The organism is Streptomyces sp. NRRL S-87, assembly GCF_000719335.1.
In the GTDB taxonomy this organism is placed as follows: Bacteria; Actinomycetota; Actinomycetes; order Streptomycetales; family Streptomycetaceae; genus Streptomyces.
In genome coordinates this window covers 15,524-36,338 of the sequence record NZ_JOGB01000045.1, presented here as the reverse complement: position 1 = coordinate 36,338, position 20,815 = coordinate 15,524, and the positions used below count along the sequence as shown (strand labels likewise).

The 20,815-nt window shown below is 75.3% G+C and carries 21 protein-coding genes and 1 tRNA gene; 8 read left to right on the top strand and 14 right to left on the bottom strand.

The annotated features are described in order from the left end of the window. Positions 1 to 314: 314 nt before the first annotated feature. The 4 genes from IF43_RS0125680 to IF43_RS0125665 all read left to right on the top strand — a co-directional run bounded on the left by IF43_RS0125680 (position 315) and on the right by IF43_RS0125665 (position 3,014). Positions 315 to 554, top strand: a complete 240-nt coding sequence (locus tag IF43_RS0125680) for a hypothetical protein (RefSeq protein WP_324605127.1) — start codon at positions 315 to 317, stop codon at positions 552 to 554. Positions 555 to 930: 376 nt separating this feature from the next. Continuing rightward, positions 931 to 2,097: a helix-turn-helix domain-containing protein gene (locus tag IF43_RS0125675; protein WP_030205042.1), complete on the top strand. Its 1,167-nt coding sequence runs from the start codon at positions 931 to 933 to the stop codon at positions 2,095 to 2,097. Positions 2,098 to 2,232: 135 nt separating this feature from the next. Then, positions 2,233 to 2,835 carry an oligoribonuclease gene (orn, locus tag IF43_RS0125670; RefSeq protein ID WP_030205031.1) on the top strand — a complete coding sequence of 201 codons (603 nt, stop codon included), beginning with the start codon at positions 2,233 to 2,235 and terminating at the stop codon, positions 2,833 to 2,835. Positions 2,836 to 2,941: 106 nt separating this feature from the next. After that, positions 2,942 to 3,014 (top strand) — tRNA-His (locus IF43_RS0125665). Between the two features lie 103 nt (positions 3,015 to 3,117). On the opposite strand, the gene IF43_RS0125660 is transcribed toward IF43_RS0125665, so the two are convergent. Further along, the gene (locus IF43_RS0125660) at positions 3,118 to 3,942 is read right to left on the bottom strand and encodes an SDR family oxidoreductase (protein ID WP_030205029.1); all 825 of its coding nucleotides are present in this window, start codon (positions 3,940 to 3,942) and stop codon (positions 3,118 to 3,120) included. Between the two features lie 124 nt (positions 3,943 to 4,066). Here IF43_RS0125660 and IF43_RS0125655 point away from each other — a divergent pair, with 124 nt between their 5' ends. Both IF43_RS0125655 and IF43_RS43045 read left to right on the top strand, forming a co-directional pair. Then, the gene (locus IF43_RS0125655; protein WP_030205027.1) at positions 4,067 to 4,567 is read left to right on the top strand and encodes a MarR family winged helix-turn-helix transcriptional regulator; all 501 of its coding nucleotides are present in this window, start codon (positions 4,067 to 4,069) and stop codon (positions 4,565 to 4,567) included. A 229-nt stretch (positions 4,568 to 4,796) separates the two neighbouring features. Next, entirely contained in the window at positions 4,797 to 6,272 is a 1,476-nt protein-coding gene (locus IF43_RS43045) for an MFS transporter (RefSeq protein WP_037890036.1), read from the top strand. Here the strand turns inward: IF43_RS43045 and IF43_RS0125640 are convergent. The 5 genes from IF43_RS0125640 to IF43_RS0125620 all read right to left on the bottom strand — a co-directional run bounded on the left by IF43_RS0125640 (position 6,205) and on the right by IF43_RS0125620 (position 9,964). Further along, positions 6,205 to 6,507: a DUF3303 family protein gene (locus tag IF43_RS0125640; RefSeq protein ID WP_030205025.1), complete on the bottom strand. Its 303-nt coding sequence runs from the start codon at positions 6,505 to 6,507 to the stop codon at positions 6,205 to 6,207. The genes IF43_RS43045 and IF43_RS0125640 overlap by 68 nt on opposite strands. A gap of 107 nt (positions 6,508 to 6,614) precedes the next feature. Beyond that, on the bottom strand, positions 6,615 to 7,247 hold the full coding sequence (locus IF43_RS0125635) for a disulfide bond formation protein B (RefSeq protein ID WP_051796137.1): 633 nt from the start codon (positions 7,245 to 7,247) through the stop codon (positions 6,615 to 6,617). Positions 7,248 to 7,258: 11 nt separating this feature from the next. Continuing rightward, positions 7,259 to 7,423, bottom strand: coding sequence for a DUF5993 family protein (locus IF43_RS42205; RefSeq protein ID WP_199922784.1), 165 nt, complete (start codon positions 7,421 to 7,423; stop codon positions 7,259 to 7,261). 376 nt (positions 7,424 to 7,799) lie between these two features. After that, entirely contained in the window at positions 7,800 to 9,278 is a 1,479-nt protein-coding gene (locus IF43_RS0125625; protein WP_030205021.1) for a HAMP domain-containing sensor histidine kinase, read from the bottom strand. Beyond that, complete coding sequence (locus IF43_RS0125620) at positions 9,275 to 9,964, bottom strand: response regulator transcription factor (protein WP_030205019.1); 690 nt, start codon at positions 9,962 to 9,964, stop codon at positions 9,275 to 9,277. The genes IF43_RS0125625 and IF43_RS0125620 overlap by 4 nt, the downstream gene beginning before the upstream one ends. Positions 9,965 to 10,528: 564 nt before the next feature. Here IF43_RS0125620 and IF43_RS43750 point away from each other — a divergent pair. Next, positions 10,529 to 10,678 (top strand): hypothetical protein, encoded by a 150-nt coding sequence (locus IF43_RS43750; protein WP_324605126.1) that lies wholly within the window; start codon positions 10,529 to 10,531, stop codon positions 10,676 to 10,678. Positions 10,679 to 10,839: 161 nt separating this feature from the next. Here the strand turns inward: IF43_RS43750 and IF43_RS0125610 are convergent, their stop codons facing one another. From IF43_RS0125610 to IF43_RS0125595, 4 genes are all read right to left on the bottom strand, one after another. After that, a complete protein-coding gene (locus tag IF43_RS0125610; protein WP_051796118.1) occupies positions 10,840 to 11,799 on the bottom strand; it encodes a PhzF family phenazine biosynthesis protein in 960 nt (319 codons plus the stop codon). 50 nt (positions 11,800 to 11,849) lie between these two features. Then, positions 11,850 to 12,446 (bottom strand): Uma2 family endonuclease, encoded by a 597-nt coding sequence (locus IF43_RS0125605; RefSeq protein WP_030205007.1) that lies wholly within the window; start codon positions 12,444 to 12,446, stop codon positions 11,850 to 11,852. A gap of 59 nt (positions 12,447 to 12,505) precedes the next feature. After that, positions 12,506 to 13,372, bottom strand: coding sequence for a spermidine synthase (locus IF43_RS0125600; protein ID WP_030205002.1), 867 nt, complete (start codon positions 13,370 to 13,372; stop codon positions 12,506 to 12,508). Between the two features lie 131 nt (positions 13,373 to 13,503). Then, on the bottom strand, positions 13,504 to 13,890 hold the full coding sequence (locus IF43_RS0125595; RefSeq protein ID WP_030204999.1) for a hypothetical protein: 387 nt from the start codon (positions 13,888 to 13,890) through the stop codon (positions 13,504 to 13,506). 325 nt (positions 13,891 to 14,215) lie between these two features. Here IF43_RS0125595 and IF43_RS0125590 point away from each other — a divergent pair, with 325 nt between their 5' ends. Then, positions 14,216 to 15,673, top strand: coding sequence for a tetratricopeptide repeat protein (locus IF43_RS0125590; protein WP_234332536.1), 1,458 nt, complete (start codon positions 14,216 to 14,218; stop codon positions 15,671 to 15,673). 31 nt (positions 15,674 to 15,704) lie between these two features. Here IF43_RS0125590 and IF43_RS0125585 read toward each other — a convergent pair whose 3' ends face one another. The 4 genes from IF43_RS0125585 to IF43_RS0125570 all read right to left on the bottom strand — a co-directional run bounded on the left by IF43_RS0125585 (position 15,705) and on the right by IF43_RS0125570 (position 20,390). Then, on the bottom strand, positions 15,705 to 16,088 hold the full coding sequence (locus tag IF43_RS0125585) for a putative quinol monooxygenase (RefSeq protein WP_234332535.1): 384 nt from the start codon (positions 16,086 to 16,088) through the stop codon (positions 15,705 to 15,707). A gap of 128 nt (positions 16,089 to 16,216) precedes the next feature. Beyond that, a complete protein-coding gene (locus IF43_RS0125580) occupies positions 16,217 to 17,560 on the bottom strand; it encodes an AAA domain-containing protein (RefSeq protein ID WP_030204982.1) in 1,344 nt (447 codons plus the stop codon). A gap of 11 nt (positions 17,561 to 17,571) precedes the next feature. Continuing rightward, positions 17,572 to 19,194, bottom strand: coding sequence for a hypothetical protein (locus IF43_RS0125575; protein WP_030204979.1), 1,623 nt, complete (start codon positions 19,192 to 19,194; stop codon positions 17,572 to 17,574). Beyond that, the gene (locus IF43_RS0125570) at positions 19,185 to 20,390 is read right to left on the bottom strand and encodes a hypothetical protein (RefSeq protein WP_051796133.1); all 1,206 of its coding nucleotides are present in this window, start codon (positions 20,388 to 20,390) and stop codon (positions 19,185 to 19,187) included. Before IF43_RS0125570 ends, IF43_RS0125575 begins: the two co-directional genes overlap by 10 nt. Between the last annotated feature and the right edge of the window lie 425 nt (positions 20,391 to 20,815).

Genomic DNA, 20,815 nt, shown 5'->3' with positions numbered 1-20,815 from the left:
TTGGGAAAGCATCCCGTGGAGCATGCCGGAGCCGGGGGGAGTTGGCAATGCCCCGTCCTGCCTACCGTCCGTGACGAGACACCCTGGCGGAGAGTGACCGAGACCTCGCGCGGCGCGTTGATCAAAGGTCAGACCGTCCCCGAAGAGCCCGCAGGGAGCGCTCCGTGCCCGGTCCTGGAGTCCACCACTCCGCCCATTCCGCCCGCCCCGGCCCCCCGTCACCCGTGCCGCAGTCGGTTCACCCGTCCGGGGACGCCGCCGGGGATGTCGTACGGTGGGCCGCCTTCAGTTGCGTCCTGGTTCCGGTGGTCCTCGTGGTGTACGGGACCACCTTCGGCGGGGCCGCGGTCGCCACGCTCGGGCTGGTCGTCGTCACGGCCGTGTGCCGGGTCATGCTGCGCGCCTCCGAGAAGAACGCGCGGGCGGCGGCGCGCGTACCGGCCGCGGCCGAGCCGGGCCACGGCCACCCGGGCCACCGGGGCCGGCACTCGCGCACCGGGGCCGGGGTGCACCGCGGATGTCACGGTGGCGCCAACCCGCCCCCGCACGACTGACCGGTTCGCACACCCGCCCAGCGATTGATTTCAGCCAACTTCGGTTTCGGGCACAACCCTTGGCGGAATGTCCACCCAACCCCCCCACCACCAGCGACGACACCCCAGTAGGGGGCGCGACACCCTACCGGTACAGGCCACCGCCGCCAGGCGCGCTTCCCACCAAGGTCGCAGAGTGGAACGCTTCCTGATCGAATGCTTTACGCCAAGTTGCCAAGTCGACATAGCGCTGCGTGCTGAACTTGTCACGCCGACACCACGCGACGCAGTAGATTCGATCATGTATTTACGGCGGGGGAACACGTGCAAGGCCGAGGGGAAACGTGCCAGTGCGACCAGACCAAGGAGTCGCGACACCCAAGGGGGGCTTAGCGCCATGAGCCAGGACTCCACCGTCGTCACCATCGACGCGGGGCGGAAGCTCGCGGGGCGCCGCCGCAGGGAGATCGTCGCGGTGCTGCTGTTCAGCGGCGGACCGATTTTCGAAAGTTCCATCCCACTCTCCGTGTTCGGCATTGACCGGCAGGACGCGGGAGTGCCTCGATACCGACTGCTCGTCTGCGCGGGCGAGGAAGGCCCCCTGCGGACCACGGGCGGCCTCGAACTCACCGCGCCGTACGGCCTGGAGGCGATCGCCCGTGCGGGCACCGTCGTCGTCCCGGCCTGGCGGTCCATCACTTCACCACCACCTCCCGAGGCGCTCGACGCACTGCGTCTGGCGCACGAGGAGGGAGCCCGGATCGTCGGGCTGTGCACGGGGGCCTTCGTGCTCGCCGCGGCCGGCCTGCTCGACGGGCGTCCGGCGACGACGCACTGGATGTACGCGCCGACGCTGGCCAAGCGGTACCCGTCCGTCCACGTCGATCCGCGCGAGCTGTTCGTCGACGACGGCGACGTGCTGACGTCGGCGGGCACGGCGGCCGGGATCGACCTGTGCCTCCACATCGTGCGCACCGACCACGGCAGTGAGGCGGCCGGGGCCCTGGCCCGCAGGCTCGTCGTACCGCCGCGCCGCACGGGCGGCCAGGAGCGCTACCTCGACCGGTCGCTGCCGGAGGAGATCGGCGCCGACCCGCTGGCCGAGGTGGTCGCGTGGGCGCTGGAGCACCTCCACGAGCAGTTCGACGTGGAGACGCTGGCGGCCCGCGCGTACATGAGCCGGCGGACCTTCGACCGCCGCTTCCGGTCCCTGACCGGCAGCGCGCCGCTGCAGTGGCTGATCACCCAGCGGGTGCTCCAGGCGCAGCGGCTGCTGGAGACCTCCGACTACTCGGTCGACGAGGTCGCCGGGCGCTGCGGGTTCCGGTCGCCGGTCGCGCTGCGCGGGCACTTCCGGCGGCAGCTGGGGTCCTCCCCGGCCGCCTACCGGTCCGCGTACCGGGCGCGCCGGCCGCAGGCCGACGCCGTCGCGGTGGCGGACCTGCAGGCGGGTCCGGTGCCGCACCAGCGCACTCCGCAGCCCCAGCGGGCGGCGGCGGCCCTGGCCGCCAGCGGCCCGTCGGTCACGGAGCTGTACGCCCCGGGCCGGGCGGCGCACGCCTAGCGGGCACGAGCCCCGGCACCACGGCCCCGGCGCACCCCTGACGCGTGCGCCGGGGCCCTGCCGGGCGCCTTGTGAGCCGAGGTCCCGCGGATCTGTCCACCTACGATCCGCGGGACCTCCCATAAGGTAAGAGGCATGAACGATCGCATGGTGTGGATCGACTGCGAGATGACCGGGCTCTCGCTGACGGACGACGCACTTATCGAGGTGGCCGCGCTGGTCACCGACTCGGAGCTGAACGTGCTCGGCGACGGCGTGGACATCGTGATCCGTCCGCCGGAGTCCGCACTCGAGACCATGCCCGACGTGGTGCGCCAGATGCACACCGCTTCCGGCCTGCTCGACGAGCTGGCCGGCGGCACGACCCTGGCCGACGCGGAGGCGCAGGTCCTGGCGTACGTGCGCGAGCACGTGAAGGAGCCCGGCAAGGCTCCGCTGTGCGGGAACTCGGTCTCCACCGACCGCGGCTTCCTGCTGCGCGACATGCCGGACCTGGAGGGCCACCTGCACTACCGCATCGTGGACGTCTCCTCCGTCAAGGAGCTGGCCCGCCGCTGGTACCCGCGCGCGTACTTCAACAGCCCGCCGAAGAACGGCAACCACCGGGCGCTGGCGGACATCAAGGAGTCGATCGCGGAGCTGCGCTACTACCGCGAGGCCGTCTTCGTACCGCAGCCGGGGCCGGACAGCGAGCGGGCCAAGACCATCGCGGCGAAGTACGTGCTGCCGGCCGAGTAGGCCGCCGAGCGGGGTCCGGAGCGTCAGCGGCGCGATATGGCGAAGCGAGCACCCCTCCGGACCCTGTACTCTTTTCTTCGGCCGGTCGGAATTCCGACCGGACATGGTGGGTGTAGCTCAGTTGGTAGAGCACCTGGTTGTGGTCCAGGTGGCCGCGGGTTCGAGTCCCGTCACTCACCCTGATCGAGGGCCCCGGTAGCGCGCGAGCGCACCGGGGCCCTCGCCGTTTTCCGGGAACGGTCCCGGCGGGCGGTCCCGGGCGCCGGGGGGCGCGAGCCGGCGTCACGGGCGGAACTCGGCCGCGTGGTCGGCCGCCCAGGTCTCGAAGGGCCGGGCCGGACGGCCGGTCAGCCGCTCCACGCCGTCGGTGACCGGGACGGGCCGGCCGTCGGTGGCGCGCCACCAGCCGAGCAGGGCGTCGGCGTACTCACCCTTCAGCCACGCGGCGGCGTCGGCCTTCCACTCCTCGGGCGTGACGGTCTCGACCGGGATCGTGCGGCCCAGCGCACGTCCGAGGACGGCGAGCTGGGTGGCGAAGGTCAGCGACTGCGGCCCGCCCAGGGTGTACGGGCGGCCGCCGAGACGGTCGGGGTCGGTCAGGGCGGCGAGGGCCGCCTCGGCGATGTCGGCCTCGTGCACGGGATCGCTGTGGCTGCCGGGGAACGGCAGGCGGACCGGGCTCCCCGAGCGGATGGCGCGGGACCAGCCGCGGGCGTTCCCGGCGAAGGCGCCGGGGCGCAGCACCGTGGTGCGGACCGGGGAGGCCAGCAGGGCGCGCTCCACGGCCAGATGGGCGGCGGCGAGCGGCTGGGCCGCGGCGTCGGGGGCGAGGACGGCGGAGGAGGACAGCAGCACGATGTGCTGCACTCCCGCGGCCGCGGCCTGCGCGGCGAAGGCCTCGGCCCCGGCCGCCTCGGCGTAGAGGAAGACGGCGCTCGCGCCGTCGAGGGCGGCCGCGAAGGTGGCCGGGTCCGCGAGGTCGAGGCGGTGGGTCCCCGGCCGCTCCGGGGTGCGGGAGGCGAGCCGGTGGGGCAGGTCGCGGGCGGCGAGGAGGGTGGTGAGGCGGCGGGCGACGGCGCCCCGGGCGCCGGTGACGAGGATCGTCAAGGGAAACTCCTGGGTAGCATGTGATATGCGGCGCAGACTCTGCGCTCCGCATTTACTGTGCCACACAATCATTGTGTGGCACAGAGATTTTTCGAAGATCGGGACGATCGGAAAGAGGTGTCCGGTGTCGACGCGCAAGGAATCCGACAAGGAATCCCGCGAGGAGCTGCTGGGGCGGATCGGCGCGGACAGCCAGCGCCACTACGCCGACTACGCGCTGCTCAACCAGGCCATGGCCGACCGCCTCGGGCTGCACCCCACCGACCTCCAGTGCATCGCGATGCTGGACCTGGAGAGCGAGCCGGTGAGCACCGGCGAGGTGGCCCGGCTGACCGGCCTGACCTCGGGCTCCGCAACCCGGCTCGTGGACCGGATGGCCAAGGCCGGGCTGGTCGAGCGGCACGCCGACCCGCAGGACCGGCGCCGCCAGCTCGTCGCCCTCGCACCGGCCGCCCGCGAACGCATCGGAGCCGCCTGGGACGTCCCCGGCGCGGCCTTCCGCGCGCTGCTGGAGAGCTACTCGGACGCCGAGCTGGCCGTGATCGCGGACTACCTGCGGCGGGCCTCGGAGGTCGGCCGCGAGCAGGCCCGGCGCCTCAACTCGGAGCCCCCGCAAGCCCGCTGAACCGCTTCCGGCCGGAGTGCCGGTCGGCTACGGTCGCCGCAACGGGCAACCACAGCGCGCCGGAGACACGGGCGGGTCGGCGTGCGGATGGAGGCTGCCCGCCATGTCCCGACCCGACGCGCCCAGACCGGACGCGCCCCGATCCGTCACGCCCCACCCGACTACGCCCCCACCCGACGCGCCCCGATCCGTCACGCCCCGGCCAGACGCCCGCCCGGGGTTCCGCGGGGTGTTCCGGCTCGGCGGGGCCGCACTGCCCTGGCTCGCGTTCCTCGCCCGGCTGCCCGCCGCGCTCTGCCCCGTCGGCACCCTGCTGCTGATCAACCAGCGCGACGGCATCGGGGACGCCGGCACCCTCGCCGGCGCGCTCTGGCTCGGCCAGGCCCTCGGCGGCCCCCTCATCGGCCGCCTCGCCGACCGGCACGGCCACCGCCCGGTCCTGCTCGTCTCCTGCACCGCCAACGCGGCCGTGCTGGCCGGCCTCGTGGCCGCCGTGCTCGGCGGGCTCCCACCCGCCGCCCGGATCGCCCTGGCCTGCGCGGCCGGGCTGACCGTGCCGCAGATCGGGCCCCTGGCCCGGACCCGCTGGGTCCGGCTGGCCGGACCGGACCGCGCGCTCGTGGGCACGGCCCTGTCCTTCGACACCACCCTGGACGAAGCGAGCTTCATGGTCGGCCCGGCCCTCGCCGGGCTACTGGCCGTCACCGTGCACCCGGCCGCCGCACTGGTCCTCGCGGCGGCGCTGATCCTCGTCTTCGGCACCCTGTTCGCCCTGCACCCGACCGCGCCGCGCGGCACGACCGCGGCCCCCGGGCCGGGGACGGGGACGGGGACGGGGACGGAGGTCGGGACGGAGACGGGGCCAGTCGGCCATACGGCAACGGCACCGGCACCGGCACCGGCAGCAGCCGAACCAGAAGCAGCCCCAGCCCTAGCCCCAGCCCCAGCCCCAGCCCCAGCCACGACCACAATCACAACCCCAACCCCAACCCCAACCCCAACCCCAACCACGGCAACGACAGCCGAGGACCGAACCGGTGGCGAGACGGACGCACGACTCCGGTCTCCCGGACTGACCGTGCTGACCACCATGGCCGTGCTCCAGGGTGCCGCCTGGAGCAGCGCCAACACCGGCGTCAACGCCCTCGCCCGGGAGGTCGGCAGCCCGGGTGCCGCCGGGCTGGTCTGGGCGGCCATGGCGGTCACCAGCTCGGCGGCGGGCTTCGCGACCGTCGCCCGACCCGGCCGCGTCGGTCTCGTCACCCGGCTGCGGCGCACCGTGGCCGCCCAGGCCCTGCTGACCCTGCCCCTGCTCGCGGTCGGCGGGTCGGCCGGGGCCGCGCTAGGCGGCGCCGCGCTCGCCGTGGCCGGGATCGGACTGGCGGTCGCCCCGCACCTGATCGCCCTGTTCGGGCTCGCCGAGCGGGTCGCGCCGGCCCGGCGGATGGCCGAGGCCATGACCCTGCTCGGCAGCGCCCTGATCATCGGCCAGGCGCTGGCCGCCGCCGCCGCGGGACGACTGGCGGCGGCCTACGGGCCCCGGGCCGCCTTCGTGCTGGCCTGCGCCGCCATGGCCGTATCGGCGCTGGTGGCACTACGCGGCGGCGGGCTGCTCCGGGACCCGGGCACAGTCCAACTCAGCGCTGCCCCGACTTCAGCCGGGAGAACCCCTTCATCAGGTCCTCCTGGTTCATCACGGGCGTGATCTCGATCTCCGCGTGGAGGTCCACGAACAGGTCCTCGAACAGCGCCGGGAACTGGGACGGGTCGTCGAGGTCACACACGATGAACCAGGACCGGACGCCTTCCGAGAGGCCGAAATAGGCGCATTCGGGGTTGAGCTTGCCCAGGAGGTCCTTGAGGACGCCCGGCATCCTTCCGTCCTTGAACGCCTCGTTGGTGGCTCCGGTGTCGAGGTGGGTCCGGATCATGCACCTCATGCGTGACTCCTTTCGTCACGCCCACACTCGGGCGCCCCGGAGGGGGCGGCAACACGGCCGCCTCCGTCCGGGCGTCGGCCTTCCGGGGGGCGGCCGCCCGGGCACCGTCAGGGCGGGACGCCCAGGTCGTACGGGAGCTGGTACCGCGTGGGGTCGTCCGGCAGGTACCAGTGGAAGCCCTCCTCGAAGAGGACCGCGACGATGTTGACGGCGATGACCGTGCCGAGGAAGCCGAGCGCCAGCTGCCCCGCCATCCGGTACGGGCCCTCCTCCGGGATCGTCCGGGCCGAGGTGGAGTGCGCCAGCGCCAGGACGACGCCCACCGCGACCACCGAGGCCTGGAAGAGGATCCACGCCCAGACGTAGAGGTGCAGCCCGAACGCCTCGCTGCCGTAGCCCTTGTCGCCCGGAAGGACGTGCAGCATCGTCTGCCGCCACGAGGCGAACGAGCCGGCGATCACCGCGATCAGGGCCATCCCCCAGCCCATCATGTAGTCGCGTCCGGTGATCGACCCGGCCATGCCCCGGCGCACGATCACCCCCGCCCCGATGGCCGCCAGCAGCATGCACATCCGCTGCACGATGCACAGCGGGCACGGGTACTCCCACCTGACGAACTGGTAGTAGAGCCCGCCGCAGACGACACCCGTCCACCCGACGACGAAGAAGCACGCGAACCAGTACTGGACCTTGCCCAGGAGGCCGCTCTCGGCGGGCGCCTCCGGCAGGATGCTGCTCATCGCCACCATGGTCAGTAGCTCAGCTTCAGGCCGAGGCCGCCGGTGATGTGGTGGGCCATCAGCAGGATGACCGCGGCCAGCATGACGAACCAGGCCCCGAGCACCACCATCCGGGACGACAGCCGGTACACGGCCAGCATGGTGGCGAGCAGGCCGCCGAAGATCAAGGTGTCCATGGCACCGGACGGTACCCAGAACCGGACATGCCGGACACGAGGCGCGCCCTGCCCGCCCCGCGCGGGGCGGGTGTCTGCGCCATGCCGCCTCGCGTGGGGCGGGTGTGCCCCGCAGAGGGGCCACCGGTCAGGGACGACCCGGCTCGCCGGACCCTTGGCGGTGCCTGGTGGGTCCCGTGGTGTGTGGGGGAGGCGCTTGACAGGGGTGGCAGGCTGGACCGGAGGCAGGCCCGGGCCAGGGGTGGCCGTAGGCCAGGGCGAAGCCCCGAAGCCCCTGGGGTGGGCCTGCCGCAGGGCCTGCAGGCCGCCCCTGTCAAGCGCCGAGGGGACCCACACACCACGGGACCCACCCCGAAGCGAGAGGCAGCGGTACGCCCTACCCCTCCCCACCCGCCTGCCGCCGCCGACGGACCCGCCAGCGCCGCCAGCGCCGCCAGCGCTGCCCCCGCTGCCCGCGCTGCCCCCGCCGCCCCCGGCGCCCGCGACGCCCCGGGCCCGTGGCGCGCCCGTCGCCGCCGATCCAGATGCGCACCTCGGTACCGCCCAGCACCGAGCGCCCGATCCGCACGTCGCCCCCGGTGGCCTCCGCGACCCGGCGGACGATGTCCAGTCCCAGCCCGGTCGACCCGTCCCTCGCCCCGTCGTTGCCGCGCTGCAGCGCCGCGTCCGGGTCGTCGATGCCCGGGCCCGCGTCGGAGACCAGCACGATCACCGCGTCGCCGGCGTCGTGCACGTCCACCGCGAAGCGCGTGCCCTCGGGGGTGTGCCGGAAGACGTTGCCGAGCAGGGCGTCCAGGGCGGCGGCGAACTCGGGCCGCGCGACGGGGATCCGTACCGTCCGGTCCACGCCCGCCAGCCGTACCTCGCGCCCCTCGTCCTCGGCCAGCGCCGACCAGAAGGCCATCCGCTCGCGGATCACCTCCGAGGCGTCGCAGCCGGCCCCCGCGCCCGCGACGCCGACCGGGCCGGTCTGCGGCCGCTGCTCGCGCGCGGTGCGGATGATCGTGTCGACCTCGCGCTCCAACTGCTCGACCGCGGACCGGGTCTGGTCCGCGGCCGGGCCCTCGCCGAGCGAGGCGGCGTTCAGTCGGAGCACGGTCAGCGGGGTGCGCAGCCGGTGGGAGAGGTCCGCCGCCAGCTCCCGCTCGTTGGCGAGCAGGCCGACGACCTGGTCGGCCATGGAGTTGAACGCGACGGCGGCCGAACGGAGTTCGGCCGGACCCTCCTCCGGCACCCGGGTGCCCAGCCGGCCCTCGCCCAGCTGCTGGGCGGCGTCCGCGAGGCGCTGAGCGGGCTGGACCATCCGTACGCCGAGCCGGTCGGCGACGGCCACCGAGCCGACCACCAGCGCCAGGCCCACGCCGGCCAGGACCAGCCAGGCGGTCCCGACTCCGTTGCTGACCTCGCCCTCGGGGACGTAGATCTCCACGATCGCGATACCGCCCGAGCCGATGGCCGTGGGCTGGAGCAGCACGGAGCCGCCGCTCTTCAGGGCCATCGTGCTGGCCCGGCCGAGCCGCCGGGTGTCCTCGATCTGGCCGGCGCCCGCCCAGCCGGGGCCCAGGTCGACGGCGCCGCTGCCGGGCACGCCGGCGACCGGGTCGGCGGGGACGGCCGGGACGTGGACCGCCATCCGGTTGGCGGCCCCCATCTGGGTGGAGGCCACGGCCCGCGCGAGCTGGTTGCGGTCGGTGGTGATGGACAGCGTCGGGCCGATCGCGGCGGCCTGCCGCTCGGCGTTGGAGAACGCCCGGTCGCGGGCCATCTCCTGGACGACGAGCCCGAGCGGCACCGCGAAGGCCACGACCACCATCGCGGTGACCGCGAGGCACACCTTGACCAGGGCCCACCTCATGCGGGGGGCTCCAGCTTGACCCCGACTCCCCTCAGGGTGTGCAGGTAGCGCGGCTTGGCGGCGGTCTCGCCCAACTTCCGCCGCAGCCACGACAGGTGCACGTCGATCGTCTGGTCGTCGCCGTACGACTGCTGCCACACCTCTGCCAGGAGCTCCTTGCGGGCCACGACCACCCCCGGCCTGCCGGCGAGGAAGGCCAGCAGGTCGAACTCCCGCCGGGTCAGGTCCAGCACCGCCCCGTCCAGCTCCGCCGAGCGGCGCAGCGGGTCGATGGCCAGCCCGCCGACCCGGAGCACCCGTGAGGGCGGCTCGCCGCCGGCCACGGCGCGCGAGCGGCGCAGCACGGCGGCCATGCGGGCCGAGAGGTGTTCGACGGAGAAGGGTTTGGTGAGGTAGTCGTCGGCGCCCGCGTTGAGCAGCCGTACGATCTCGGCCTCGTCGTCCCGGGCCGTCGCGATGATCACGGGTACGTCCGTGATGCCGCGCAGCATCTTCAGCGCCTCGGAGCCGTCGAGGTCGGGCAGCCCGAGGTCCAGGATCACCACGTCGAAGCGGAAGTGGGCGACTTCGCGCAGGGCCTCCAGGGCCGTGCCGACACTGCGCACCACGTGCGCGGCCTCGGAGAGGTGCCGGATCAGGGCGGAACGTACGAACTGGTCGTCCTCGACCACGAGCACACTTGCCATGGCCATGCACCGTACGCCATACGGGGGAAAACGGAGGACACTCGGGGGTGTCGGGTCGCGCCTGGGACCCGTGGTGCAGTATGTGCCGTGATGCGCAGAGGACTTGTACACGGAATGGCGTGGACACTCGCCACCGGCGCGGCGGTGACGCTGTCGTGGTGGGGCGTGCACACCGTGATGGCCGGTACGGCCTACGACCCGCCGCGCGCGCTCCCGCTGACCGCGCAGGCGCTGTCCTCGTCGACGCACGGGGCGGGGGCACGGGGGGCCTCGCCTTCGGGAGGGGCGTCGGGGGGTGCGTCTCCGTCCGCGTCCGCGTCTGCGTCTGCGTCCCCGTCTGCGTCTGCGTCCGCGTCTGCGTCTGGATCTGCGTCTCCGTCCGCCTCCGCGTCCGCTTCGGCAGGAGCGGGTGGGGGTGGGTCCGGCTCGTCGGGTTCGGGGTCCGGTTCGGGTTCGGGGTCGGGTTCGGGGTCCGGTTCGGGGTCCGGTTCGGGGAGCGTGAAGGGCTACACCGTCGCGGGTGGGCGGGCGGTCTTTGACCTGGGCGGTAAGGCCGGGGAGTTGGTGAGCGCGACCCCTGCGTCCGGCTGGCGCATGCAGGTCTGGAAGACCGACACCTGGATCCGGGTCGCCTTCACCCGCGACGGCCGCGAGGTCTCCCTCTTCTGCACCTGGCACGACCACCCGCCGCAGGTGGAGGTCTACGAGCCGTAAGGCGGGGCGGGCCGAGCCGGGGCGGGGCTGAGGGTGGCTTCGGGAAGTGGCCGGTGTCGGGGTGGGGTGGCTTCGGGGCTTGCTCGCTTCGGCACCGCCAAGGCTCCGGCGGCTCGAGTTCGGGGGGCGGCGGCATCCGGGACGGCCCGCGTGCGGCCGGCTCAGGGGGGACGGAGGCGGAAGGTCCTGCGCAGTGCCACGGAGCCGCCGACGTGGACCCATGGGGCCCGTGACCCGGTCCGGGTGGTCGGCGGGGCGGGGTCGTCCTCCGTCCGCACCTCGGCGGTGATGGTCGAGGGGGTGCCGAGCGAGTCGCCCATGTCGACGCTGATGGTCCGCCTCCCGGTACCTGCCAGCAGCGCGGCGAGGCACGCGGTGCTGTTGGCGTTGGCCACGTCTTCGGGGACCCCGATGGACGGGGCGAACATGCGGGCCGTGACGCGGCTGCCGTCCGGCGGCGCATGGAACACGTAGCAGCCCAGCAGGGCGAGCCGGTCGCAGGCCTCCTGCAGGTGTGCCGGGTTCGGGGACAGCGTGGCGAGCCGGGAGCGGTCGGACACCGGGACGAGCAGTCGCGGCCGGCCCAGGGCGGCGATCCGGCTGCCGGCGGCGGCGAGCGGGTCTGCCGCCAGGCCCAGTGCGTGCAGGACTCGGTCGAGTCGGCCGGGGGCGGGCCGCCGGTCGGGGTCCCGTACCTCCACCGGGCCGGTCTCGAAGGCCGCGGCCCACTCCGCCCCGCGCCGTACGGCCCGCCCGTGGAACTCGCCGGCCGCGGTGCGCAGGACGGCCCGGAAGTCCGCTGCGCCGCTGCGGCCGGCCAGGAAGCCCAGCGCCGCCACGGTCCCGTGCCCGCACGCCGGCAGCTCACCGGCCCCGGTGAAGAAGCGCAGCCTCACCGCGGAGTCCCCGAGGGCCGAGACGAAGACGGCGTGCGAGGTCCCGGCCAGCCCGGCCACCGCCCGGCGTTGCTCGTCCCGCAGAGCCGTCCCGCCCGGCCGCGTCTCGTCCACCACGGCGGTCGGACTGCCCCCGCGCCCGTCCCGCCGGCACGCGTCCATCACCGCGACGACCGGACCGCCCCCGCCCAGCCCCGCACCCCGAGACCCCACCGCACCGGACATCCCCCGACCGTAGGCCCCGACCACGGGCCGACGGAGCGCCCCCGGGCGTCCTACCAGTGCGCGGGGTAGGCCTTGAGGCCGCTGGTGTCGAGGGTCCAGCGGCCGGCGACCACCGTGTCGCCGAACGCGTACGGCACGGTCTTGCGGTAGCGGAGCCCGTCGGGCCCCGGGGCGGGATCGCTGTGCACGGTCACCGTCTGCTTGCCGTGACGGGGATCGACGACGACGTAGACGGGGATGCCCATCCTCGGATAGTCCCCGGCCTTCTCCCTGATGTCGTCGAGGGAATTGCTCGGCGACACGACCTCGACCGTCATGAGGACGTCGTGCGGGTCGACCGTCTTCGCCGTGTCGTCGGCGTCCTCCTCGGTAATGACCATCAGGTCGGGGATCTTGGTGAGCCCCGTCGCGGGGTCGTGCATGTTCGTGTCGTTGAGGGCCACGACCTCGGGGGCCTGGGCTTCGATCTGGCGGCGCAGGCGCACCACGTTGAGCCCGTGGGGTGCGGTGGGGCTCATCATCGCGACGAGGATCCGGCTGTCGCTCGTCTGCACCTTCCACTGGCCCTCGTGGTGCTCGGCCAGCCGTGCGATCTCCTCGGCGAAGTCGTGCAGTCGCTGCTTCTCGTCGGGGGTGAGGTCGGCCATGGGGGTCCTCCGGGTGACGGTCCTGCCAAGCGTAGCCAGCCGGGGCAGGGAGGGCACTGTCAGTGGAAGGCGCCGGGGGGTGGGGGCGGGGAGGGGGTGGCGGCGGCGTCGGAGACGGGGGTGGCGCCGCCGGTGAAGTCGACCAGGGCGCGGCCGTGTTCGACGCGGCCGGGGTGCGGGTCGCCGGCGACGCGGCGGGTGAGTTCCGCGACCGGCAGGGGCTGGTCGGCGGCCACCAGCACGGCGTTGCCGAAGCGCTTGCCGCGCAGGACCACGGGGTCGGCGGCCAGGGCCAGTTCGGCGAAGCGGGTGGCGGCCGTCGCGATCTGGGCGCGCAGGTGGGCCAGCGGCGGACCGTCGGCGAGGTTGGCGACGTACCAGCCGGTGGGTGCGAGGGCGCGGCGCACCTCGTCGAGGAACTCGGCGCTGGTGAGGTGGGCGGGGGTGCGGGCGCCGTGGAACACGTCGGCGATCACGAGGTCGGCCCAGCCGTCGGGCACCTTGGCCAGACCCGCGCGGGCGTCGACCGCGCGGACCCGGACCCGGGCCTGCGGGTCGAGGGGGAGGTGGGTACGGACCAACTGCACGAGGCGCGCGTCGATCTCGACGATCTGCTGGCTGGAGCGCGGGCGGGTCGCCGCGACGTAGCGGGCCAGGGTGAACGCCCCGCCGCCGAGGTGCACGACGTTGAGCGGCTTGCGGGCGGGGCCGGCGAGGTCGGCGACGTGGCCGATGCGGCGCTGGTACGAGAAGTCGAGGTGGGTGGGGTCGGCGAGGTCGACGTGGGACTGCGGGGCGCCGTCGATGAGCAGGGTCCAGGCGTCGGGCCGCTCCCGGTCCGGGGACAGCTCGGCGAGTCCGCCGTCCACCTGCTCGACGACGGCTTCGGGGGTGCGGGCGCGCCCGCCGCGCCGGTCTCGGGCCATCCGTCCATTATGGCTGGTCAGGGGGTGGGCGGGAGGGCGGTGGGCGGCAGGGCGTGCGGTGGGGTGGTCGCGGTGGCGGGTCGGGCGGTGGGTCGGACCCGGCGGGTGATCAGCGGGGGATCAGCGGGGGATCAGCGGGTCAGCTGGTCGGCCGCCTCGATCAGGCGGGCCGCCTCGCCGAGGGCGGCGCGCAGCACCTCGGGGTCGGTGACCTGGTCGGCGGTGTCCGGGGGCAGCAGCCATTCGGGGCCCTCGGCGGGGCCGGGGTCGTCGATCCGCAGCCCGCGGCCCGCCGTGTGCGTACATGCGCTGCCCGGCAGGTCCCAGCCGTCGGCGGTGCCCGGCGGGACGAGGAAGCCCAGGGTGTCGTCCGAGCCGTCGTGCAGGACGGGGCCGACGGCGGTGGGGGCGGCCGCCCTGCGGATGATGTCCACGGCCTCCAGTCCCTGGCGCGCGGGGACGGTCACCAGGTCGGGGGCGGTCCCGGTGCCGTCGGTCTCGATGTGGTCGGTCTCCATGCCGTCGGTCTCCATGGCCGCCTCCAACACAGCGCACCCCTCCTCATGCGAGTCCACGTACGAGCGGGCGGTGTCGCGGGGCTGCCGCGCCTCCCGCTCCTCGACGGTTCAACGCGCGGAAACGTCAACGGGTGCGCGGGGAGGCCGCCGCAAAGGATGGCAGTTCATGGCGGATCGCGGGTGAGATATCCGGTTTGTAGCTAAACACCGCCCGCGGTCCCTCCCCCGGCCGGTACGTTTTTGCGCGCCGGACCCCCGCGTCCCGGCGGCGACAGCGCACCCCTCGCCACTGTCGCCCGAGTTCGTTCCAGAGAGGGCCCGGGCAATGGCGTCGTCATCAGCCTCCTCCGCGTCACCCACCCCACCGGGCTCCGCCGACGCAGACGGCTCCCCACCAGCCGTCCCGGCCGTCGGTCCGCCCCGCGCGCACCCCGCCGCCGTCCCCGCCCCCAACCTCGCCTTCCGCGGGTTGCGCGGGCAGCGGTCCGCCGGGGAGTTCGCGGCGGCGGTGCGCCGGGCCGGGCGCGAGATCGGCGAGACGGTGTCGTGCGACGCGCGCTACATCGGCCGGGTGGAGGCGGGCGAGATCCGCTGTCCCAACTACGCCTACGAGCGGGTCTTCCTGCACATGTTCCCCGGGCGGACGCTGGCCGACCTCGGCTTCTCGGCGCGCGAGACGGTACGCGGCCGGGGAGCGCGGCCGCCGGCGCCCACCGCCCCCGTCCCCACTGAGGAGAGCGACGTGTTGCGTCGCGCGTTCATGACCGGCGGGTCCGCCACCGTGGCGGCCGTCACCCTGGGGTTCGGCCCCGCCGCTCCCGCGAGTGCCGCGGCTCCCGTCCCGGAGCCCTGCTTCGGGTCCGCCCTGGGCCGCCGCCCGCTGCCCAGACGGGCCGGGGTGGCCGAGGCCGAGGCCGTCGAGGACGCCGTACGGCAGATCCGGCTGCTGGACGACCGGCACGGCGCGGACGGGCTCTACCGGCGGGCCGCCGAGCCGCTGCGGGCCACGTACGCCCTGCTCGACGCGGGCGCCACCCGGCAGTCCACGGAGGACCGGCTGCACGCGGGAGCGGGCGAACTGGCCCTCTCGGTCGGCTGGTTGGCGCACGACTCGGGCCGGCTGGACGACGCCCGCTCGCACTACGCCGAGGCGCTGGCCACCGCCCGGCTGTCGGGGGACCCGGGACTGGAGGCGCACGCCTTCTCGAACATGGCGTTCCTGGCGCGGGACGCGGGCCGGCCGCGCGAGGCGATCCGGGCCGCCGAGGCCGGCCAGCGGGCCGCCCGGAGCCTGGCCTCGCCGCGCCTGATGTCCCTGCTCACGCTGCGCGAGGCGGGCGGCTGGGCGCTGCTCGGCGACCGGCGCGGCTGCGAGGAGTCCCTGAGCCAGGCGCACTCCCACTTCGGTCAGGGCGCCTCGGCCCTGGACCCGGAGTGGATGTCCTTCTTCGGCGAGGCCGAACTCGAACTCCTCGAGGCGCAGTGCTGGTCGGCACTGGAGGAGTGGACCCGGGCCGCCCGGCACGCCCGGCGCGCCGTCGACCTCCAGGACGCGCACTTCGCCCGCAACGTCGCGCTCTGCACGGCCCAGCTCGCCGAGGACCTGGCGCGTGCGGGCGCCCCCGACGAGGCCGCCGCCGCAGGCCACCGCGTCCTGGACCTCCTCGCCGAGGTCCGGTCCACGCGCGTGCAGGCCATGCTCTCCGACACCGCCCGTGCCCTCGTGCCCCACCAGCGCTCCCCCCGCGTGGCCTCGTTCCTGACCCGTCGCCACCTCAACTGACCGGCCGGCCGGCACGTTTCGGGAGTCCCCCTCAGCGGGTGAAACCCGCGAGGCGGGTGTGGACGGTGACGGGGGCGCCACCGAGGAGGTCGGCCAGGCCGTGGAGGCGGTCGAGGGCGTGGGGGCCGGGGTTGCCGTACACGTCGACGGAGCGCATCCGGGCGAGGGGGACGAAGGCGCGGAACTTCGGCCCGCCCAGTTCGAGGTGGAGCTCCAGCGAGGCCGCGTCGGGGTGCAGGGCCAGCACGGTCATCGTGGCACCGGCCTGGTCGACGTAGAAGTGGTAGACGAGCAGCTGCGGTTCGACCACCTCGACGAAGGCCGCGAGCTCGCGCATCGCCTGCTCCGCGTCGGCACGGCGGCCCGGGAGGATGTCGAGGCGGGCGACGTAGTAGATCTTGTCGAGGATCGCCATGCCCCCCGACGCTAGCGCGCCGGGTCCCCACGGGCCCGTGCGACGCGCTCCGCGCGGCCGCCGGGTCGGGGGGCGGGAGGCGTCCACGCGGGAGCCGGGCGGCCGGCCGGAGCCCGCGACGCCCCGGCCTACGGCGACCAGGCGACGCGGTGTTCCGCCAGGTGGGAGAGGACTGCGTGGTTGGCCTCCCAGCCGTCCGGGAAGCGGACCGCGACGCCCAACTGCACCGGCTCCGTGGCGGGATGGTCGTCCAGCACCTCCGCGATGCCGGCGCGCGCCACGACCACGCACGCGTGCCGGTGCCGCGAGGCCAGCACGCACAGCCGACCCGTCTCCAGGTGGAACTCCGTCGCGTCCGGCCGCCCCGACAGCGGGTGCAGGACGACGGTCAGGTCGTACTCGCGGCCCTGGAGCCGGTTGGCGGTGTCCACCGTGACCCCGGCGACGCCCAGCGAGGCCAGCGCGGCCCGGACCGCGGCCGCCTGGTCGCGGTGCGCCGTGCCGACCGCGATGCGGTCGGCCGTCAGCGGTACGGGCCCCTCGGAGCGCTCGCTGACCGCGGCCGCGCCTCGGTCCAGCACCCGCCGGACCACGAGCGCCACAGCCCGGACCGCCTCGGGATCGGTGCGCGGGGTGTGCCGGGCGGGCAGCTCCAGCAGCCCCCACCCCGACTCGGCGGCCTCGTCGAGGACCCGGTCCGGGCCCGAGCCGTCGGAGGCGGTCCCGAAGGTCAGCCGCCGGTCCTCGGGGCCGGTGCCGCTGCGGAAGGGGGTGTAGGGGTAGAAGGCCCCGGACACCAGCGGGGCCGCCGAGGCCGGCAGCCGCCAGGACACCGGCAACCGGTGCTGCGGCAGCTGCGGGTTGTGGGCCAGGAGCGTGGCGACCGCGCTCGCCGAGGGGTCGTACGACAGCCCGGCCCACTGCTCCGCGCCGACGACGCTGAACGGGTCCAGCTGCCCCGGGTCGCCCACGAACAGCGCCCGCTCGAACAGGCCGGCCACGGCCAGCAGCGCGTCGGAGCGCATCTGGTACGCCTCGTCGACGATCGCGTGCTCCCACGGCTCGACCCCCTGGGTGTGGGCCCACTTCGCCGCCGTGGACAGCACGACGGGCAGGTCGGCCAGCTCCCCCGGCTTGGCGGACAGCGACACCGACTCCAGCTCCGCGAGCGCCGGGTCGAAGGCGTCCGCGTCGCTGCTGTGCAGGCGGCCGACGCGCAGCTCGGGCTCCGCCTCGTGCAGCCGCAGCACCAGGTCGTCGACCTGGGCGTTGGTCTGCGCGACGACCATCAACCGGCGTCCGGCGGCCGCCAGTTCGCGGGCGGCGCGCACGACGAGGGTGGACTTGCCGGCGCCGGGCGGGGAGTCGACGACCACGCCGCGGTACCGGGCCTCCATGGTGTCGCGGAGGATCGCCGCGGTGGCCGCCGCCGCGGCCGCGCCCGGGTCGAAGTCCTTCTCGGTCCCGCTCAGTTCATGCACCGTCACAGCACGTCCTCGCTCGTCACCGCGTCCGGGGCCTCGCCGGCCGCCGCCGCCGCGCCGGGCGGTCCGCCGTGGGTCCACGGCGTGTCCTCCGGCTCCGGCAGCCGCGGCCCAGTGCGGCTGTCGTGCTCGAACAGGGTCCAGCAGACCCGGTCGCCCTTCTCCGGCACCGAGCCGGGCTCGGGGTCCTTCGTCCGGCCCATCTTGTCCAGCAGGCGCAGCACCACCAGGGTCGCGCCGCCCGGCTCCGTCTCGTACCGGACCAGTCGGGCGCTCTGGGTGCGCCGGTCCGCCAGGGAGCGGTACGCCTTGCCGCTCGCGGCCCCGGAGTCGTCGCCGCCGGCGTCGGCGGCGAGCTGCGGGCGGTCGTCGGTGCGTACGGTCACCAGCGGGCGCGGGCTGGGCCGCCTGGACTCGGTCCACTCCATGACGACCTCGGTGACCTCGCCCGCGAACGCCTCGCCCGCCAGCCGCCGTTCGGCCATCACCAGCGGGTCGTCCAGCGCCTCGTGCGCCTCCAGCCGGGTCTGCTCGGCCTCCCGCCGGGCGAGCTTGCGGGCCGCCGTCACGGCGTCGTCCGTGCGCGGCTGCGGGGGCTCGCCGGCCCGTACCCGGTCGCGGTGGCCGGTGTACGACCAGCGGTCGCCGGTCCAGCGGTCCTCCGTCCGGGCGCCGGGCGGGAGGGCGCGCAGCAGGTCGAGGGCGCGCCAGACGGCCCACCAGGTGGGCTCCATCTGGGTCAGCACCAGCCGCCGCAGCTCCTGTTCGGCGCGCCGGGTCGCGGCGGCGGCCGCCTCGTCGTACGGCAGCACCGTTCGGGCCGCGTCGTAGCGGGCCATGGCCGGGGCGAGCAGGCGGTTGTCGAAGGCGGGGTCGGTGGCGGGACCGGCCGGTGGGCACTCCAGCAGCCCGTCGGCGTCCCGGGCGAGTTCGGCGCGCCGCGCGTGCGCGGCGCCCGACGCGCCCTCCGGGGGGTCGATCCAGCCGAGCAGCGCGCCCAGGTGCTGGTCCTCCAGGGTGCTCTGGCCAGTGGCCCAGTGCCGGGCCAGCAGGTCGGTGGCGGAGAGCAGGAGGCCGGCACCGGGGACCCGGGCACGTTCACCCAGATGGGTGAACCAGCGGCCGAGGAGCGGGACGTGCGGGGGCGCCGGGTGCGGGGTGTCGGGGTCCTGTTCGGCGGTGCGGCGGAAGCGCATGGAGCGGCCGAGCAGGCGGACGTAGTCCACACCCGCCCGGTTGGGCACGACCAGCTGCGGCGCGTCCACGCACAGCTCGGCCGTGACCTTGACCTTCTTCTTGGTCTCGGGGTCGGTCTCGGTGCGCTCGACGGGCTCGGTGGCGTCCGCGTAGCCGTCCAGGTACGGCAGCACGACGTCGGCGAGCCGGGCGAGGAACGCCCAGCGCAGGTCGCGGTCACGCGGCTGGGGCACGACGAGGACGTGCGGGTCGTGCCGGTCCGTGCCGACCATGACGCCGAGCGGCGCACCGGCCTCGCCGGCCGTGGTCAGCGGTACGAGGACCAGCGGGCGCGGGGCCAGGTGGCGGTGCCGGACGGTGGCGAGCGGGACGGCCCGGCCCGTGCGCACGGCTTCCAGCCGGGCGAGGGTGCTCATCAGGGGCATGCGGGGGCCTCCGGTGGGTGCGGGCCGGCGGAGCGCCCGGCGGCCTCGGCGAGGGCCTCGGCGCGCAGCCGCGCGGCGCGGCGCAGCGCCGCGGCGGTGGGGTCCTCGGGGGTGTGCGGGTCCGCGGGAGCGTGTTCGTCCGCGGGGTCGCGCTGGTCCGCGGGGGCGTCTCCGTGCGCCGGGGCGGGGGGCGAGGCCGGGGGCGGCGTGCCGTGGGCCGCTTCGAGAGCTGCCGTGACCGTGGTCAGGGCGCCGAGCTCGCTCCGTGCGCCGCGGCCCAGCGCGGTGACGGAGTCGGCGGCGCGGGCGTGGTCGCGGCAGTGGAAGGCCAGCTCGCAGGCGGCCAGGCACTCGGGCGCGTACGCGGCCTCGACGGACTCGACGGCCGCGGTGAGCTCCTCGCGCGGCAGGCTCGTGTCGAAGGTGGTGTCCGCGGGCAGGGCGTCGGCGAGTTCCTCGACGCGGGTCAGCCGGTCGAGCTGGCGCCGGGTCACGGAGCGCTGCTTGCGGATGTCGACGGGCGCGGCGGTGGGGAGATTGGAGAAGTCCTTGGGGCAGACCAGCAGCGCCCGGTGGTCCACGGACGCACCCTCGGTGACGGCGGCGATCCGCTCCAGGGCGAGGGCGTAGACGGCGGCCTGGCGGGCGGCGGCGCCGACCTTCGCCGGGTCGGCCGAGCCGTCGACCATCGGGAACGACTTGATCTCCACGACGGCCCAGCGGCCGTCGGGGCGCACCACGACGGCGTCCGGCTCCAGGAAGGCCGGCGTCCCGGCCACTTCCAGCGCGAGCATCGGGTGGTCGAGCAGCGCCCAGGCCCGGGCCGCGGTGGCCTCGCGCAGGGCCAGGGCGGTACGGGCGGCCCGGCCCTCGGGGCCCACGGCGGTCAGGTCGGGGACGAGGGCGGTGCCGGGGTCGGGGGCCGCGGGGCCGCCGAGCCGCTCGTACAGCAGGCGCAGCAGTTCGTGGCCGCCGTCGGCCTTGACCTTGGCCTCGAACGAGTTGCCGCGGACTATCGCGAACTGGGACTGGCCGAAGCCGGAGGGGGCGCCGAGCGCGGTCGCGAGCGCGGTCTTGTCGACGCCGGCGCCGTCGAGGAGGGCGCGGCGGGAGCAGCCCGGGTTGGCGGCGAGGGCCGCCAGGGCCCGGGCGTCGAGCGGGCGCGGCGGCACGGCGGGCCCCCGGAGCGCGGCCAGGCGCTGTCGGAGCGGGGCGGGGGCCGCGGCCCGGGTCGGGGCCCCGCCCCGGGCGACGGGATCCCGGGCCGGGTCAGGGGCATTCGAGGAGGCTGCGGGTCCCGGGGCGCTCTGGCGACCGCGGGGGTTCGGCGGTCCGGGCGGGGCCGCGGTCCGGGTGTCGTCGGGCGGGTAGGCGCTCACCCGCGGAAGTCTCCCATCCGCCAGTGACAATCGTGGGCTCCACCGGGAATCAACCCCCTCCGAGGGCATCCCCGAGGCGCACGGCGGGGGCCTGAGGGCGGGTCGCGGGAGGTCGCGCGGGAGGCCCGGAAGGCTGCGGGCCCGCGCCGGGAGCCGACGGCCGGGGCGCGGGAGGCCGCGGGGTGCCGACGGGGACCGCGGAGCGGGGAGCGGGGGCCTGCGGGCGGGCGAAGGGAGCGTCC

Excerpts from the sequence above, each read along its gene's own strand:
- IF43_RS0125625 (WP_030205021.1), bottom strand. The coding sequence starts at position 9,278 with ATGAGGTGGGCCCTGGTCAAGGTGTGCCTCGCGGTCACCGCGATGGTG.
- IF43_RS0125610 (WP_051796118.1), bottom strand. The coding sequence starts at position 11,799 with ATGTCCGGTGCGGTGGGGTCTCGGGGTGCGGGGCTGGGCGGGGGCGGT.
- IF43_RS0125605 (WP_030205007.1), bottom strand. The coding sequence starts at position 12,446 with ATGGCCGACCTCACCCCCGACGAGAAGCAGCGACTGCACGACTTCGCC.
- IF43_RS0125595 (WP_030204999.1), bottom strand. The coding sequence starts at position 13,890 with ATGGAGACCGACCACATCGAGACCGACGGCACCGGGACCGCCCCCGAC.
- IF43_RS0125585 (WP_234332535.1), bottom strand. The coding sequence starts at position 16,088 with ATGGCGATCCTCGACAAGATCTACTACGTCGCCCGCCTCGACATCCTC.
- IF43_RS0125635 (WP_051796137.1), bottom strand. The coding sequence starts at position 7,247 with ATGAGCAGCATCCTGCCGGAGGCGCCCGCCGAGAGCGGCCTCCTGGGC.
- IF43_RS42205 (WP_199922784.1), bottom strand. The coding sequence starts at position 7,423 with ATGGACACCTTGATCTTCGGCGGCCTGCTCGCCACCATGCTGGCCGTG.
- IF43_RS0125575 (WP_030204979.1), bottom strand. The coding sequence starts at position 19,194 with ATGCCCCTGATGAGCACCCTCGCCCGGCTGGAAGCCGTGCGCACGGGC.
- IF43_RS0125640 (WP_030205025.1), bottom strand. The coding sequence starts at position 6,507 with ATGAGGTGCATGATCCGGACCCACCTCGACACCGGAGCCACCAACGAG.
- IF43_RS0125600 (WP_030205002.1), bottom strand. The coding sequence starts at position 13,372 with ATGGCCCGAGACCGGCGCGGCGGGCGCGCCCGCACCCCCGAAGCCGTC.
- orn (WP_030205031.1), top strand. The coding sequence starts at position 2,233 with ATGAACGATCGCATGGTGTGGATCGACTGCGAGATGACCGGGCTCTCG.
- IF43_RS0125620 (WP_030205019.1), bottom strand. The coding sequence starts at position 9,964 with ATGGCAAGTGTGCTCGTGGTCGAGGACGACCAGTTCGTACGTTCCGCC.
- IF43_RS0125590 (WP_234332536.1), top strand. The coding sequence starts at position 14,216 with ATGGCGTCGTCATCAGCCTCCTCCGCGTCACCCACCCCACCGGGCTCC.
- IF43_RS0125675 (WP_030205042.1), top strand. The coding sequence starts at position 931 with ATGAGCCAGGACTCCACCGTCGTCACCATCGACGCGGGGCGGAAGCTC.